Source organism: Haloarcula rara, assembly GCF_029338235.1.
GTDB lineage: Archaea > Halobacteriota > Halobacteria > Halobacteriales > Haloarculaceae > Haloarcula > Haloarcula rara.
The window spans coordinates 1057230-1072037 of the sequence record NZ_CP119785.1; the positions used below are offsets into that span (position 1 = coordinate 1057230).

Genomic DNA, 14808 nt, shown 5'->3' on the forward strand with positions numbered 1-14808 from the left:
CGAACAAGTCTGCGAAGATAAGGGCTCCAGTGAGTTCCCAGCGGTCGGGAACGGCGTTTGCGGTACTGTCGCACGGTCGAGCGGCTTCGAACCGTTTAAGGCCGCGACTGTGGAACTGTCGACAACTCGCTGGACGACGGGCACCAGCGGGCACCTGCGTGTGCAGGTCGGGATGTGAGTCGCTGACGCTACAGAGGCGACTTGAACCACGCAACGCCCGTGGTGAAACACAATGGCACGAAGTGCATACTCGTACATCCGAGACGCATGGCAGACCCCCAAGGAGGGGAAACTGGCCGAACTGCAGTGGCAGCGCCAGCAGGAGTGGCGCGACGAGGGGTCGGTCGTTCGTATCGAGCGCCCGACCCGCCTCGACAAGGCCCGCTCGCAGGGGTACAAGGCAAAGCAGGGTATCGTCGTCGCCCGCGTCTCCGTCCGCAAGGGCAGCGCGCGCAAGCAGCGACACAAAGCCGGTCGACGCTCGAAGCGACAGGGTGTCACCCGCATCACCCGCCGGAAGAACCTCCAGCGCGTCGCCGAGGAGCGCGCCGCGCGGGTCTATCCGAACCTCCGGGTGCTGAACAGCTACTCCGTCGGCCAGGACGGCCGACAGAAGTGGCACGAGGTCATCCTCGTGGACCCGGAACACCCCGCCATCCAGAACGACGACGACCTCAACTGGATCTGTGAACCGGACCAGGCCGACCGCGTCTTCCGCGGCCTGACCGGCGCCGGCCGCCGCAACCGCGGTCTGAGCGGCAAGGGCAAGGGCACGGAGAAGACCCGACCCTCGATTCGCTCGAACAGCGGCAAAGGGAAGTAGAGCGAGGCGTCGAACGAAGAGGGACCGACGGTCCCTCAGGCAGTCGAGCGGCCGTGCCGCTCGACGACGGAGCGAGACGCCTCGGAGCGGAACGGTGAGCGGTGTACGGTCGCTCGCGACCGCATGAGACGAACGGTGTGCAACACCGTGAGTCAGCGAACCGTGGAGCACACGCCCGATTTTCGCGGTTTCCTCGCAGCTACATAGCACTCCCGTGAGCCACATGGACAAATATGACAAACTAATAGCAATTTTAATATACGCAGCTTCTGAAGTCGATTTATGACGAAAGAAAACCGCGCAGCCAACCGGACCTGCCCGGAGTGTGAGACGAAGCCGATTCTCGAAGCGGACGGAAACGCCTTCTGCGACATCTGTAATCGCTACATGGAGACGCAGACGCTGGTTATCTGAGTCGTACACACGAGACGGCCGACCGTGTCTCTCCGTTGTCTCGGTATAGTTTGCCAGTTACACCCAGACGCCCTGCTCCTGTGCGGTCCGTTCGGACTACGCCCAGATGCGTTGCTCCCCATCCATTATCGTCACCACGACCACGTGGGGGAGCGTGACGACGGCGATAAAGACCAGGTAGAGCCCCACCCACTCGGGGACGGTCTCGGGCGGGTTCGGGACCAGGAGTGCGAGACCGCCCAGCAAGGCGAGTGAGACGAGCGTCAGGGGAGCCGCGTCGCGAGCGAACCGGGCGAACGCGGCGGTCGAGTCGCCGTCGCCGAGTTCGGCCGTCGCCGCGTCGTCGACAAGCAGGAGTCGGGCGATGTGTCGCAGCGAGTGCCACAGACAGAAGTAGACGCCGATGGCAAGCACAGGCGGAACGAAGGCGAAAAACGCGACGAGCCCGAGCGTCTCGGCGGCGTCGAGCCGCCAGGGCGCGCTGTCGCTCGCCCGGACGTAACCGACGGAAAGCGTCGCGACGACGACGGCGCCGTAGGCGATAGCCAGCCCCAGGCGAACGTCGGGGCGAAAGGCGGGCGAAAGCGCCGCCACGGCGTCGGGGGCGAACCGGCCCACCAGCGTCACCGCGACCCGGCGGTACCACTCCGGAAAGGCAAGTAGTGGGACGAGCATCGGCAGGCCGCCGCGGACGACGACAGTCCCGGCGCGCTGGGCGCGCGAGCGGAGGTGGTCGGCGTCGGCCAGCGCCACGAGCGCGTAGAGGTCGCCCTGCCCCCAGTGGAACCACGTGACGACGATAAAGAGGGCGAAGGCGGCGGCGGGCGCGAGGAACCAGGCGACGGCATAGGCCCCGCCGACGACGGCATAGAGGGCGACGACCCGCCCGATAGCCCACAGGTCGGGACGCCGGCCGCGGGTCCGGGCGACCGCGAGGTGGTCGACAGCGCCGTGGGGGAGTCCCAACAGGAGCGCGCTGGCGACCAGCGGCACGTACTGGAGGACGGGCGAGAGCTCGAGGCCGACCACGAAGGGCACGACGGCGACGGCGAGCGCGGCCCACCCCGGAACGAACACCAGCGGCCGAAGCGTCTCGCGGGCGGCGCGAGCGGTCGTCGCCACGCGTCATCGCCCCCCGAACAGCGCCGCAAGCGACTGCCGGTCACGGTCCTCGACCGCCCGCAACTGGTCGACCAGCCAGACGTACAGCACCAGTCCCTGGACGACGAACAGCGAGGTCAGCAGGAAGAACACGGCCTCCTCTATCGGGAGTCCCAGCAGGGGGACGTCGACCCCGGTAGTGTACCGCGGCGAGATGGTCCAGAGTCCGACACCGATGGCGATTCGGTCGACGACCCAGAGATACAGCGTCGGGACGAGCGTCCCGGCCAGGACGGGACGCCACTGCGCAAGCAGGAACGGGCCACCGAAGGCCCACTGGATGGCCAGGATCGGAGCGCTCCAGACCAGCAAGGAGCCTAGATACAGGCCGCTGTCCGCGCCGAGCAACACGAGTCCCGCGGCGGCGACCGCGCCGGCGCCGGCCAGCCCGAGGGCCCGCTCGGGCAGGGGTATCGACAGCGGCCGCTCCGTCTCGACCCGAAACCGGGCGGCCCACAGCCCCACCAGCAGCGGCTGGAGGACGAAGAACAGATACTCGCCCAGCGGGACGGCGCCAAAGCGCACGAAGACCGCGCCGTCGCCGTACCACCAGACGCCGCGGCCGATGAGGTAGCCGTCCCAGGGCGTCGTGTATACAAGCGCAAGCCCGGCAAGCACCAGCGTCCCCGTGAGCACGTCGCGCCGGCTGGCGAGCCGGTAGCGGGTGACAGACGCCAGGGCGGCGATGACCGGCACGATAGCGACGGCGTGGAAGACGAGGTAGCCGACTCCGGCAGTCATCGCCGGTGACTCCGTTACCCTCTCCAGGTCGGCTGGCCGTGGCTGGTCCGCTCTGTCGCGGTCGCACCGGGGCGGCGCTCGGAGACAGCGCTGACGGCGTAGAAGGTCGCCTCCGGGTCGCCGTTGCGCCGCCAGTGCCACCACGTCCGGGCGAGCAGCCAGAGGCGGCGGCGCCGGGTCAGCTCCGGCGTCTCGGTGAGCACGTCGTACCCCCGAGAGCGGATGAGCCGGTGGTGTTCGGCGTACAGCACCGCCGACAGTAAGACGCCGAACTGGCAGTCCTCGGGGAGATAGCGGATACCGGCCACGCCCTCCCGATACAGGTCCTCCGTCCGGGCGAGTTCCTCCTGCATCACCGCGCGAAAGCCCTCGTCGACCTCGGCCCTGGCGAGTTGCTCTTCGGTGACGCCGTGGCGCTCCAGGGTCTCCTGTGGGAGGTACACCCGACCGTACTCGTGGATGTCCTCGCGGACGTCACGGAGGAAATTCGAGAGCTGGAACGCCTCGGCCAGCGCCTGGGCGTGGGGGAGGGCAGTGTCGGCCTGTGGGGGGTCCATCACCATCGTCATCATGTTGCCGACGGCGACGGCGGAACCACGCATATACTCGCGGAGGTCCTCGAAGGTCTCGTAGCGGGCCTGTGCGATGTCCATCTCCATCGCGTCGACGAAGACGTTCACCTCCTCGTCGGGGATGTCGTGGGCCTCACGAAGGTCCTGGAACGCCGCGAGCACCTCGCCGTCGGGCATCTCGGCGGGGTCTCGGTTGCCCAGCGCGGCCTCGCGAATCTCCTCTAGCCGCTCGTGCTGGACGGTCGGCGGGGGGCCGTCGGGCTGGTCGACGACCTCGTCGGCGACCCGGAAGAAGGCGTACATCACGTACGTCGGGTGGCGAATCCGCTCAGGGAGAAGGCGGGTCGCGAGGTGGAACGTCCGACCGGTCTGCTGCTGAATCGACTTGCTCGTTTTGATATTGTCAGATTGCATTATCTCGACGTGGTGGGCTTGTTGTTCGGCGCGCCGTGACTGTCACGCCGCTCCGAGGTGTGGACGGAGTGCGGAGACGAGCGAACGTGGGCCGGCGGCGGAGAGGGTGACCGCGGTTCGCTCGTGGGACCCAGTTGGCGCATCGTATGTCCAATATTAGGGCAGGAGAGGTTTAAATCACCTGCCAAACTGGTCGGATGGCGTTGCGGTAGCCGGCTCGCGGGTTCCCGACGACGGCGTCACCACGTCTCGAAGATGGCTTCGAGCAGTTTCCGCTCGCCGGCCCGGAGATGCTGGTGGAACGTAGAGGGGCAGATACCCATCGACTCGGCCAGTTCCTCGCCGGAGACGTCCCGCGGCCAGTCGAAAAACCCCCCGAGATACCCCTTCCGCAGCGCCGTGAGCTGTCGGTTCGTCAGCCGGTCCTCGAGGTCGCCCAGGAACGCCTGCCGGGAGACCGGCGGCTCGTCGCGCTCCCGGACAGAGAGCAGGTCGGTCCCGGGGTAGTGGTCCCTGACCTGTTCGACGATGCTTCTGGTTTCGGTCGTCGACGGGAGCGTGACGGTAAATCGGGCGTGTTCGGGCGTGACGACGATGTCGCGCGTCTCGGCGCCGCGGTCGGCCAGCACCGAGACGACCGGTGGGTCGGCAACGGTGAACTCGAACAGCGCCGTCGACTCGGCGGTCGAAACGTGGGTGACGGCGCTGACCTGCGGGTGGTCGCCGGCCACGGCACACACCGTCGACGGGTCGTCGCTCTCGACCAGGAAGAACATCACCGTCTCCTCGCCGCCGGCGACGCTGCCGCCGTACTCCAGCCGACAGCCCAGTTCGCGGGCCAGTGCGACGAAGAAGATGTCGTCGTCCCGAATCTGGAGTTCGAGTTCGGTGACGTTGTCCGCCGTGAGCAGCCGGCTCGTCTCGGTGGCGTCGATGGCGGTGGCGACGGCCTGGCCCACCGCCCCGAGGACGGCCCGCTCGCGGGGGTCGAAGACGTCCGCACTGTCGGCGTACACCGTCAGCACGCCGTACAGGGACTCGCCGGCGACCAGCGGCACCGCCGCGAGGCTCGCGATATCGGCGTCGGCCAGCTCGGCGTGGGCCGGCCCGATGTCGTCCGTGAACTGTATCTCCTCGGTCCGGGCCGCCAGCGCGGCGGGGTCCTCGGCGGACAGCGAGATAGCCAAGTCCGTCTCGCGGTCGGCCGAAAGCGCCGCCGGTCGCAGCGTCTCGTCCCGCAGGTCGAACTTCCCGACCCAGGCAAAGCGATAGGAGTCGACGGTCGCGAGCCGGTCGACGACCGTCTGCTGGATCGCGGCCCGCGAGTCCGCGCTCATCACGTCGTCCATGACGGCGGTGATGAGCCCCTCGACGCGGTCGACGAGATGCTGGAGGTTCGAGCGTTCCGCTTTGAGCTGTTCGCTGCGCCGTTCGGCGGCCAACTCGGCCAGTTTCCGTTGTGTGATATCGATGTGCGCGACGACGGCGCTGCCGTCGTCTTCGGGGGGAAGCGGCGCGACCCGCATCAGGAACCACTGCTTCTCGTCCGGGGAGTGACAGGGGTATTCGAGCGTAAAGAGCTCCTGCTCGCCGGCGATGACCGCCTCGATACCCTCGACGGCCTGTCCGGCGTACTCGTCAGCGTCGACATCGGTGGTCCCGAAGTAGTTCATCCCCTGCATCTCCCCCTCGTCGGCGCTGGCGAACTCCTGCCAGGCGCGGTTCGTAAAAAGAATCGTCCCCTCGTCGTCGAGGACAGCGATGTTGATGGGAAGCGTATCGAGCGTCGAGTGGACGAGCGTCTGGGGTGGTTGCATGGTCGGGCCAGCGGCCTCACAGCCGATGTATAGACTACTCGTGGCAGTTTGATAAACGTATGGCTGACCACCACGAACCGCTTGCCCGCTCGGAAAACAATTTATCCTGCCAGCCGCTACTCTCCCGTATGTTCGGGTCCCGGCGCGACGGGGAGACGGTGACCTGCATCGCCTGTGGGGAGGAGTGCGCCCGGACGGACGCCCGCGAGTACGACAAGCACGGCGACCGCTGGGACCGACAGGACAAGTCCTTCGAGTATCTCTGTAAGACGTGTTTCACCGAGACCTGCCGCCAGCCACGCGACGGGCTGGAGGCGACGCTCGCGGCGGCCGAGGCGGGTGAAACCGACCGCGAGACCTTCCTGCGGCAGTACCACGAGCTGGCGGACGACCGGACGTAGCGCAAATCAGGTCTCGCGACAGCTGTAAACCGCCAGCCACGGCGCAGGAAAGCAAGTAGATGTCGAGGATGGACCGTTCGAACTCGCAGCTACAGCTAGGGTGGCGTTTTGGCGGATTCTACAGGCTGTAAGCGGCGAATGCTGTGTCAGCCAGTAGCAGCGGCGTAAATTCCATAGCGCGATATAAAATACCGTCAGGGCCGCAGACCGCGTCACTCCGACTCCCGCCGCTGCTTTGCCGTGTCCGGCCGCGTCCGTCTGCTCTCGCGGTAGACGTCGCCGGCGGCCTCGCTGGTAGCGACGAACGTCCCGAGAGTGACCCCGTAGACGGCGTGGCCGACGTGAAACACGAGCGCGTCCTCGGACTGAAGTTCGCGCCCGAGCAGTCGCACGAAGACGACCCGGGAACCGAACGCGGAGAGACCGAGCCCGTAGGCGACCCCGCTCAGCACGCTCAGGCGTTCCCGCGCGACGGGGTCGTCCACGTCGACGAAACTCGCCAGTATCCCGTAGACCGCACCGCCGATGACGCCATAGAGGAGATGCAAGAGCAGCCCCGGCACGAAGTACTCTTCCACGTCGCCACCGCCGACGAACCGCGCCCAGAACTCCGCCGTCGGCGGGAGCGCCTTGAAGACGGGAATGCGGTAGACGGTCATCACGACCGTCGCGACGAGGCCCCCGACACAGCCTCGCGCGAGCGAGCGGAGGAGTCGTGCCCGTGATGGCACGCGGAGAGTCCGTTCCTCGGCCTGTCGACGCTCGGACGCTGTCTGGTGACCGGTAGACATTATTCTAATCTGACAGATGTGGCGAGACCATTTCTATCTGGGGGTGGTCGGCGGCGCTCGCTCGGGCCGGCGCTCTCGGACACACCGACCGGCGGCTGTCGGGCGCCCCGACAGCCCTAACTACACCGTGGGCGTAGCCGGGGGCATGAATACCGAAGACGCCCAGTCGGCGGCCGGCACCGCCGAGGGGCAAGGCCCCGTCGAAATCGACGAGGAGATGGCCCGCCACCTCGCGAACAAGCGCGAGGAGCTGTTCGAGAAGTTCGGCATCCGCGACGAGTTCCCGCCCGAGGTCCTCGAAGAGGCCGAGGCCCGAACCGAGGACGTCTACGCCGAAATCCAGTCCGAAATCGACGAGCGCGATGACCTCCGAGAGATGACGACGTGGACCACCGACCCCATCGACGCCCAGGACTTCGACGACGCCATCTCCGTCGAAGAGCGAGAGGAGGAGTACGTCCTCTGGGTCCATATCGCCGACGTGACCCACTACGTCAACCCCGAGACAGCGATGTGGGAGGAGGCCGTCGAACGGGGCAACACGGTCTATCTACCGGACTACACCATCCACATGCTCCCGCCGGTGCTCGCCGAGACCGTCTGCTCGCTCGTGCCCAACGAGGAGCGGCTCGCCCACACCGTCGAGATGCACCTAGACAAGGAGAACCTCGGCTACGAGGAGATTGACATCTACAAGTCCGTCATCGAGAGCGACGCCCGCCTCACCTACACCGAAGCCGAGAACATTCTCGACGACCCTGACAGCGCCGACGACCTGCTGGAAGATACCAGCGTGGACCTCGCTGAGAAGACGGAACTGGTCTGGGAGCTGGCCGACCGGATGCACGAACAGCGCAAGGAGGAGGGGTCGCTCGTCCTGAACCCGGCCCGTGACCGCGCCCACACCATCATCGAGGAGTGTATGCTGAAGGCGAACAAGGCCGTCACCCACGAGCTGATGTGGAATCGCGGCGTCGAGGCGATGTACCGGGTCCACCCACAGCCCAGCCCCGACGAGTGGGACGAGGCCTTAGTCGAGATACAGGAACTCGACGGCGTCTCCATCCCGGGGTCGGCGTGGGACGACCCGCGGAAGGCTGTCAACGCCACGCTCGAGGAAGCGCCGGGGCGCCAGCTCGATAAGATTCAGTGGGCCGTGATGAAAGTGATGCCCCGCGCGAAGTACATGAACGACCCCTTCGGGGGCCACCACGCGCTGAACTTCGAGATATACGGTCACTTCACCTCGCCGATTCGACGGCTCTCGGATCTCATCAACCACTGGATCGTCTACAGCAACGACGTGCCCGAGGACCTCGTTGCCCTGTGTGACCGCGCCAGCGACCGCCAGAAGGACGCCGAGCAGTGCGAACGCGAGTACAAGCAGTTCCTCGAGGAGGTCGGGCTGGACGCGTCGGCGGTGAACAACCGCGGGCTAGAAGTCGTCGACGACGAGGAGTAGATGGTTCTATTCGCCGGCTAGCGACTCTCGACGAGGTGCTCGTGGCTCCACTCGAGCAGCTCCTCGATAGTGGGCTCGAGGTCCTGTCCAGCGGGAGTCAGCGAGTAGTTCACCCGGACGGGTTTGTCCTCGACCACGTCGCGGACGACCAGCCCGGCCTCCTGTAAGTCGTCCAGTGCCTCCGACAGCACCTTATCTGAGATGCCGTCGATTCGGCCCTTCATGTCGTTAAAACCCAGCGGTCCGTCGGTGAGAAGCGTGTACAGCAATACCGGGTGCCATTTTTTGCCCAGTATGGCGGTCGCTCGGCGGAGGGGCTCGCTCCCTGCGTGGGTACCTGTCGGGCCCCCATGCCCAGTCATGTTCTCGCGTTCCCACCGGTGGATAATATAGCTACGGGCCGATGGGCAAACGATTTGACGCTTCGACCGCCAGTCGGGACGTGAGCTCGCCGACGCTTGCGATTCGAACAGACGGCCTGCGGAAACGGTACGGTGACGCTGTCGCCGTCGACGACCTCGACCTCACTGTCGAGTCGGGGAGCGTCTTCGGCTTTCTCGGTCCCAACGGGGCCGGGAAGACCTCCACCATCCGCATCCTGACGACGCTGACCGAACCGACCGCGGGCAGTGCGCACGTCGCCGGCCACCCCGTCAGCGACCGGCCGACCGTGGTCGAACACATCGGCTTTCTCCCCGAGGAGCCGCCGCTGTACGACGAACTCACCGGCCGCGAGCAACTGGAGTACATCGCCGGGCTGCGCGGCCACGAGGACTGGGACCGAGTGGAGGCGCTGCTTTCCCGGTTCGACCTCGCCGCGGACGCCGACCGCCGGGTCGGGACCTACTCGAAGGGGATGAAACAGAAGCTCGGCCTGGTGCAGGCGCTCCTCCACGACCCCGACGTGCTCTTTCTGGACGAGCCGACGAGCGGGCTCGATCCCAGAGCGGCCCGCACCGTGCGAAACACCATCGACGAGGTCGCCGCCGCGGAGACGACCGTGTTCCTCTCGACGCACATCCTCCCGGTCGTCGAGGAGCTTGCCGACACCGTCGGCGTGCTCTACGACGGCGAGCTCGTGGCCGAGGGAGCGCCGGCGGAACTGACCGCCCGGGCCGAAACCGGGACCACGCTGGAAGACGTGTTCCTCGACGTCACCAGCGACGACCACGCGGAGCGATGACCCGCCCGGACCCCGGGCGAAGTGCCCGCATCGCACGGCTGGAACTTCGCCGCACGTGGCGCGCGGTCACCGACAGCACCCGTGGCCTTCTCCTGCTGGCCGGCGGGCTGGCGCTCCTCGCGCTGTACAGTCTCGCCATCGGTATCGCGGCGTTCGCCGGTGGGACCGAACTGGAACGGACCAGTCCCGAGGCGGTCCGGTTCGTGACAACGGTGGTACTTGGCGGTCTCGGCGGAACGGTCGCGTTCGTCGTGGTCCAGCGGACGGTCAAGACAAACGGCGACCCCGACGCGGCCGACGGGCTGTTGACGACTGTTCCCTACGAGGACGTGCTGGTCGGACTGGTCGGTGCCGAGGTCGGTCGCGTCCTCGCGCTGCTTGCGCTCCCGCTGAGCGCGCTCGTCGTCGGCGTGACCCTCGGGAGCGGGCTCGCCCTGCTCGGTGTCGCGGTGGCCGTGACGACAGTCGTCGTGGCGACGGTCGCGACGGTCGGGAGCTACGCGGCCGGGCTCGCGGTGAAGCTGCTCGTCGCCCGCTCGGCGTTCGTGGCACGCCACCGGACCGCACTCGGCGCGGTGGTGTCGCTGCTCGTCCTCACAGGCTGGGTCGTGGCCACAGATGAAAACAGCGCCCGGCTGGTACTCCTGCGGGAAGCGGCCCGGTCGCCGCTGGCCTGGACCGGCGATATCCTGCTCCTTTCGGTCCCGTCCCTGAGTGGTGACCCAGTCGCCGCGGGTGTCGCAGCTGCCGGGCTGCTCGGCGTGCTGGCAGTCGCCGGGGTCGCCTGTGGCTGGCTGGCCGAGCGGGTCTGGTACGGCGACCCCGTCCGGCCCGACCACGTCTTCGACGCCACCGGACGGACGCTGTCGGACCGCCTGCTCGGGGACCGGGTCTCGACCGCGACCCGCGTGGTCGCACAGAAGTCGTGGCTCCGTGCGAAGCGAGCGCCCTTTACTGTCCAGTTCGCCTTCGCGCCGTTCTTTCTGATAGCGTTCAGGCTCGAGAGCGTCATCCTCGAGGGGACCGTCCCGCCGAATCTCCCGCTGCTCGTCGGGCTGGCGGGCGCGACGGGGACCGGCGCGGCGTTCACGCTCAATCCGCTCGGCAGCGAAGAACGGGTCCTCCCGCTGACGCTGACCGCGACGCTCTCGGGCCGGGCGTTCGTCACCGGCCTGGTCCTCGCCGGCGCGCTCCCGGGAGTGGCTGCGACGGCGCTGCTCGTCGCCGGTGTCGGTCTCGCCGGCGGGCTGGCACCGGTCACGCTCGCCGCGGCGCTCGTGACAGCGCTGTCGGCGGCAGCCGCGGCCCCAGCTATCGCCGCCGCGGCGGGCGTCGTGTTCCCCAAGTTCGGCCGAACGACTGTCGGGGACAGAACGGTCGTTATCCCGAGTGCGCTGGCTTTCGGGAGCTATCTCGCCGTCCTCGGCGTCGTCGCAGCCCCCGGGACCGTCGCCACACTGTCGCTGCTCGGCACCGCACCGGTCAGCGCGCCGCGCCCGCTCGCGAGCGGGGTCGCGGCGACCGTCCTGCTCGCGGCCGTCGCTGGGACGAGCGGGTTTCTGTACGCGGCCACCCGCGTCGGGACCTACCGACTCGACTGACGGTCAACAGACCGGCTTCGGGTCCAGCCCCATTGACTCGAGCGCCGACGCGTACTCCTCGTAGGCGACCCCGACCGCCTCGACGGCCGCGTCTCGCGCCTGCTCACGTCCTGACGCATCGAGCGCCTCGAGGGCCTCGCGGGCCAGGTCGAGGTCGCTCGCGTCGCTTCGGAGCTCCCGGACCACGTCGGCGCTGCTCTCGTCGGCCTCGTTGACGAAGAAGCTCACCACCTGCAGGTAGAACCGGTCGAGCACGAGCGGAACCGCGACGAGCCCCGCTCCGACCCGCTTAGGAGTGCCTTCGAGGGTATCGAGGTGCGACGAGAGCGCGTCGGGCTCGCCCGGCGCCGGGTCGATTCGCTCTGCCCGCTCGCTCGCCGCCCGCCCGGCCCGGTCGAAGGCGTCGGCGATAGCGTCACCGCCCGCAGTGTCGCCCGCCCAGCTCTCGAGCGCGTCGGCGACACCGGCCTCCCGAGTCGCCGCGGCCGTCCAGATAGCCTCGGCCGAGAGGTCCGCACCAGTCGCCGCGATGAGCGCCTTGTCCGAGCCGATGCGGCTTCGCTCGGTCGTCGTCGCCTCTTCGACAGCCGCGATAGTGTCGGCGGCGTCCATACCCCACACAGGACCGCTCCGGACATACATCCTCCGCCCGATTTATCGGCGCCCGTCACCTTACCCCGGTATGGCCGAGAACCCACCAGACCCGCCGGCCGAGCACCCCTCGCTCTCGGCGGCGACGCTGAAAGAACGGCTCGACGCGGGCGACTCCGTCCGACTGCTCGACGTCCGCGACCGCGACGAGTTCGAGAGCTGGCACATCGACGGCCCGACCGTCACGGCGACCCAGCTTCCCTTCGCGAAGTTCCTGCAGGCGAAAGTGACCGGCGACGTCGACGGGCTGCTCGACGACGTCGCGGGCGAAGGCCCTATCACCGCCGTCTGTGCCCGCGGCGAGGCCAGCGCCTTCGTCGCCGGTCTGCTGGTCGACCACGGCGTCGACGCCCGGAACCTCGCCGACGGCATGGAGGGGTGGGCACGGCTCTACGACGCCCACGAACTGCCCACCGACGCGGCGACCGTCCTGCAGTACGAGCGCCCCGCGTCGGGCTGTCTCTCCTACCTGGTCGTCAGCGACGGCGAGGCCGCCGTCGTCGACCCCCTGCGAGCCTTTAGCGACCGCTACGTCGCCGACGCCGCCGCCCGCGACGCGACGCTGCGCTACGCTGTCGACACCCACGTCCACGCCGACCACCTCAGCGGCATCCGCCAGCTCGCCAGCGGCCACGGCGCCGAACCAGTCGTCCCCGCCCCCGCCGTCGACCGCGGGATCACGTTCGACGTGACTGTGCTCCCCGGCGACGGCTCGCTCGCGGTCGGCTCGGCCACCCTCGAGGCGATTCCGTTGCCGGGCCACACCACCGGGATGACCGGCTTCCGCGTCGGCGACACGCTGCTTTCCGGCGACAGTATCTTCCTGGAGAGCGTCGCCCGCCCGGACCTCGAAGCCGGGGATGACGGCGCCCCCGACCTCGCACGCACGCTCTACGAGACCCTGACCGAGCGGCTGGCGAAACTACCAGACGAGACGGTCGTCGCGCCGGGCCACCGCAGCGAGACGACCGACCCCGCCGAGGACGATACCTACACCGCTCGGCTCGGCGAGCTACGGGACCGGCTCCCAGCGCTCGCGCTCGACCGCGAGAGCTTCGTCGAGCGCCTCTGTGGCGACATCCCCCCACGGCCCGCCAACTTCGAGCGCATCGTCGCCATCAATCTTGGCACCGACGCGGCCGACGACGACACCGCGTTCGAACTGGAGCTAGGCCCAAACAACTGCGCGGCGGCGCCGCTCTAGAACGGCAACTTGCTGCGGAGTTTGTCGAGTAGCGACACGTCCTCGTCGTTCGTCTCCGGCCCCACCACGTCCTCGTCGGGCAGGATGAGCGTCCGCTCCTCGTCCTTCTCGACGACGATGAGGTCGTCGTCTTTCAGCGCAGCCAACGCGTCCTCGATCTGGTCGATGGTCACGTCGGCTCGCGAGCGAATCTCGAACACCGTCATCCCCTCCTGGTGGCGGTCCGCGAGCGCGTCGAGTACCACAACCTCCGTCTCGTCCCGATTGCGGTACTCCGGCTTCGCTCTCATACCCCCCTCTAAATCCGGCTGGCTCTTGGCTTTGTCCCTCATTTGGCCGGCGTTCGCTCACCAGTGCAGCGTCACGGCTGGGTGTAGAACGGTGTGAGTGTGTCGGTTGTCGAAGAACACAACCGATGTGAAAAAACGACTACGACAGCCCGTATCGCTCCGCCAGCGTCGTGTTGCCCGGCAATCTGTCCGTGTAGTTCCAGTACGTCTGCGGGAACTCGTCGGCTGTTACCGTCTCGTATCCGCTCACATCGTAGAGCGAACTCGCCGGCCCCCACTTTTCCGTGGAGTAGTAATTACCGCTGGATTCAGTACCACTAATTTCGTCGGCGAGTGCCTGTGCTGCCCACTCTTTCGTGAAGAACGTGGTCCTCACGAGCTCACCAGTCTCGTTATCGACTCCTCTGAAGAAGATGATCTCGGGCAACCACGACTCATCTGTAACTGAATTGTCCCCCTGCTGAGACTGGTTGAGTAAAGCCTCGTAAGACAGCTGAAACGCCACATCCAATTCATTTCGCTGGGTGAAATTGTAGTCAGCTGGTATTTCATAGGTGATGATAGCGTAGTTCTCTGCCGCGTTCGCGGCTATGTTTCCTTTGGTCACATTATAAGGAACATCCCCTTTATCGGTGTACTGATTCACTACTATGCCATAACTCTGGGCAGCAAAGAGGTACTGCTCCGTCTCGTTCCACGTGCGGGCATCACCTTCGAGCAGACCCTCCTCATCCTCTATTTTAACTCGCTCGATATTTATCGTGTAGTTGAACGTCGCATTTTGGTCAACGGAAGTAACCTCAAACGTGTATCCCCCGGTCTGAGTGATATATGCACGGAACAATCCAGTCTTGTTTCCCGTTTCGTTGCTAACAACTTCAGTGGTGTTGCCATCAGGATTGACGACTCGAATAGCCGGATTCCCGCTTTCGGCTTCCACCGTGACGTTCACTGTTTGCCCCTGTACGGCAGCGACCTGCACCGGCTCGTAGTATTTATTCCCGTCGCTGGGGTCGCCGTGGTCGAGCTCCCCAGCGGTGCTGACACTACCGTTCTCGGGGACAGACATATTACGGAGGTCAGTACCGTTAGTCCGCTTCTCCTCCGCGTCTGCCTGAACAGGTTCCGGTGTGCTTGTACCTGTCTCGGTTTCTGTCTCCTTAGTGTTGCCCTCGCCCGAAAGGAGTCCGGTACACCCTGACGTGACGATGAGAGTTGCCAGGAGAACGCTGAGTAGCGCCTGTCGAGTCGTAATATCAGTGGGTATTTTCATTGCTTGCTTT

Annotated in this window: 16 protein-coding genes; 7 read left to right on the forward strand and 9 right to left on the reverse strand. The window is 66.7% G+C overall.

Translation table 11 applies throughout. From position 1 onward, the window contains the following. The first annotated feature begins 232 nt into the window (after positions 1–232). Together P1K32_RS05525 and P1K32_RS05530 are read left to right on the forward strand one after the other, a co-directional pair. Positions 233–823: a 50S ribosomal protein L15e gene (locus tag P1K32_RS05525; RefSeq protein WP_276251699.1), complete on the forward strand. Its 591-nt coding sequence runs from the start codon at positions 233–235 to the stop codon at positions 821–823. Between the two features lie 282 nt (positions 824–1105). Then, entirely contained in the window at positions 1106–1237 is a 132-nt protein-coding gene (locus tag P1K32_RS05530; RefSeq protein ID WP_276251700.1) for a hypothetical protein, read from the forward strand. Positions 1238–1333: 96 nt separating this feature from the next. Here P1K32_RS05530 and P1K32_RS05535 read toward each other — a convergent pair whose 3' ends face one another. The 4 genes from P1K32_RS05535 to P1K32_RS05550 all read right to left on the reverse strand — a co-directional run bounded on the left by P1K32_RS05535 (position 1334) and on the right by P1K32_RS05550 (position 5942). Then, positions 1334–2359 carry a Brp/Blh family beta-carotene 15,15'-dioxygenase gene (locus tag P1K32_RS05535; protein WP_276251701.1) on the reverse strand — a complete coding sequence of 342 codons (1026 nt, stop codon included), beginning with the start codon at positions 2357–2359 and terminating at the stop codon, positions 1334–1336. Positions 2360–2362: 3 nt separating this feature from the next. Then, positions 2363–3139 (reverse strand): lycopene cyclase domain-containing protein, encoded by a 777-nt coding sequence (locus tag P1K32_RS05540; RefSeq protein ID WP_276251702.1) that lies wholly within the window; start codon positions 3137–3139, stop codon positions 2363–2365. A gap of 14 nt (positions 3140–3153) precedes the next feature. Next, the gene (locus P1K32_RS05545) at positions 3154–4125 is read right to left on the reverse strand and encodes a phytoene/squalene synthase family protein (RefSeq protein WP_276251703.1); all 972 of its coding nucleotides are present in this window, start codon (positions 4123–4125) and stop codon (positions 3154–3156) included. 239 nt (positions 4126–4364) lie between these two features. Further along, a complete protein-coding gene (locus P1K32_RS05550) occupies positions 4365–5942 on the reverse strand; it encodes a bacterio-opsin activator domain-containing protein (protein ID WP_276251704.1) in 1578 nt (525 codons plus the stop codon). Positions 5943–6070: 128 nt separating this feature from the next. Between P1K32_RS05550 and P1K32_RS05555 the strand changes: the two genes are divergently transcribed. After that, positions 6071–6343, forward strand: coding sequence for a DUF7562 family protein (locus P1K32_RS05555; RefSeq protein WP_276251705.1), 273 nt, complete (start codon positions 6071–6073; stop codon positions 6341–6343). 212 nt (positions 6344–6555) lie between these two features. Here P1K32_RS05555 and P1K32_RS05560 read toward each other — a convergent pair whose 3' ends face one another. After that, the gene (locus tag P1K32_RS05560) at positions 6556–7074 is read right to left on the reverse strand and encodes a hypothetical protein (RefSeq protein ID WP_276251706.1); all 519 of its coding nucleotides are present in this window, start codon (positions 7072–7074) and stop codon (positions 6556–6558) included. 205 nt (positions 7075–7279) lie between these two features. Between P1K32_RS05560 and P1K32_RS05565 the strand changes: the two genes are divergently transcribed. Beyond that, complete coding sequence (locus tag P1K32_RS05565) at positions 7280–8596, forward strand: RNB domain-containing ribonuclease (RefSeq protein WP_276251707.1); 1317 nt, start codon at positions 7280–7282, stop codon at positions 8594–8596. 17 nt (positions 8597–8613) lie between these two features. Here the strand turns inward: P1K32_RS05565 and P1K32_RS05570 are convergent, their stop codons facing one another. Next, positions 8614–8958, reverse strand: coding sequence for a winged helix-turn-helix transcriptional regulator (locus P1K32_RS05570; protein WP_276251708.1), 345 nt, complete (start codon positions 8956–8958; stop codon positions 8614–8616). Positions 8959–8999: 41 nt separating this feature from the next. Between P1K32_RS05570 and P1K32_RS05575 the strand changes: the two genes are divergently transcribed. Both P1K32_RS05575 and P1K32_RS05580 read left to right on the forward strand, forming a co-directional pair. Continuing rightward, the gene (locus P1K32_RS05575) at positions 9000–9779 is read left to right on the forward strand and encodes an ABC transporter ATP-binding protein (protein WP_379690890.1); all 780 of its coding nucleotides are present in this window, start codon (positions 9000–9002) and stop codon (positions 9777–9779) included. Next, complete coding sequence (locus P1K32_RS05580; protein ID WP_276251710.1) at positions 9776–11380, forward strand: hypothetical protein; 1605 nt, start codon at positions 9776–9778, stop codon at positions 11378–11380. The genes P1K32_RS05575 and P1K32_RS05580 overlap by 4 nt, the downstream gene beginning before the upstream one ends. Before the next feature lie 3 nt (positions 11381–11383). Here the strand turns inward: P1K32_RS05580 and P1K32_RS05585 are convergent, their stop codons facing one another. Then, positions 11384–11992: a transcription antitermination protein gene (locus P1K32_RS05585; RefSeq protein ID WP_276251711.1), complete on the reverse strand. Its 609-nt coding sequence runs from the start codon at positions 11990–11992 to the stop codon at positions 11384–11386. 70 nt (positions 11993–12062) lie between these two features. On the opposite strand from P1K32_RS05585, the gene P1K32_RS05590 reads away from it, so the two are divergent. Continuing rightward, a complete protein-coding gene (locus P1K32_RS05590) occupies positions 12063–13235 on the forward strand; it encodes an MBL fold metallo-hydrolase (protein WP_276251712.1) in 1173 nt (390 codons plus the stop codon). Here P1K32_RS05590 and P1K32_RS05595 read toward each other — a convergent pair. Further along, positions 13232–13525 (reverse strand): DUF6432 family protein, encoded by a 294-nt coding sequence (locus tag P1K32_RS05595; protein ID WP_276251713.1) that lies wholly within the window; start codon positions 13523–13525, stop codon positions 13232–13234. The genes P1K32_RS05590 and P1K32_RS05595 overlap by 4 nt on opposite strands. A 139-nt stretch (positions 13526–13664) precedes the next feature. Next, entirely contained in the window at positions 13665–14798 is a 1134-nt protein-coding gene (locus P1K32_RS05600) for a hypothetical protein (protein WP_276251714.1), read from the reverse strand. Positions 14799–14808 lie beyond the last annotated feature (10 nt).

Bases quoted from the DNA above. Each gene is read 5' to 3' on its own strand.
- P1K32_RS05600 (WP_276251714.1), bottom strand. From the start codon at position 14,798: ATGAAAATACCCACTGATATTACGACTCGACAGGCGCTACTCAGCGTT.
- P1K32_RS05530 (WP_276251700.1), top strand. From the start codon at position 1,106: ATGACGAAAGAAAACCGCGCAGCCAACCGGACCTGCCCGGAGTGTGAG.
- P1K32_RS05590 (WP_276251712.1), top strand. From the start codon at position 12,063: ATGGCCGAGAACCCACCAGACCCGCCGGCCGAGCACCCCTCGCTCTCG.
- P1K32_RS05595 (WP_276251713.1), bottom strand. From the start codon at position 13,525: ATGAGAGCGAAGCCGGAGTACCGCAATCGGGACGAGACGGAGGTTGTG.
- P1K32_RS05550 (WP_276251704.1), bottom strand. From the start codon at position 5,942: ATGCAACCACCCCAGACGCTCGTCCACTCGACGCTCGATACGCTTCCC.
- P1K32_RS05540 (WP_276251702.1), bottom strand. From the start codon at position 3,139: ATGACTGCCGGAGTCGGCTACCTCGTCTTCCACGCCGTCGCTATCGTG.
- P1K32_RS05575 (WP_379690890.1), top strand. From the start codon at position 9,000: ATGGGCAAACGATTTGACGCTTCGACCGCCAGTCGGGACGTGAGCTCG.
- P1K32_RS05570 (WP_276251708.1), bottom strand. From the start codon at position 8,958: ATGACTGGGCATGGGGGCCCGACAGGTACCCACGCAGGGAGCGAGCCC.
- P1K32_RS05565 (WP_276251707.1), top strand. From the start codon at position 7,280: ATGAATACCGAAGACGCCCAGTCGGCGGCCGGCACCGCCGAGGGGCAA.
- P1K32_RS05545 (WP_276251703.1), bottom strand. From the start codon at position 4,125: ATGCAATCTGACAATATCAAAACGAGCAAGTCGATTCAGCAGCAGACC.
- P1K32_RS05585 (WP_276251711.1), bottom strand. From the start codon at position 11,992: ATGGACGCCGCCGACACTATCGCGGCTGTCGAAGAGGCGACGACGACC.
- P1K32_RS05555 (WP_276251705.1), top strand. From the start codon at position 6,071: ATGTTCGGGTCCCGGCGCGACGGGGAGACGGTGACCTGCATCGCCTGT.
- P1K32_RS05580 (WP_276251710.1), top strand. From the start codon at position 9,776: ATGACCCGCCCGGACCCCGGGCGAAGTGCCCGCATCGCACGGCTGGAA.
- P1K32_RS05525 (WP_276251699.1), top strand. From the start codon at position 233: ATGGCACGAAGTGCATACTCGTACATCCGAGACGCATGGCAGACCCCC.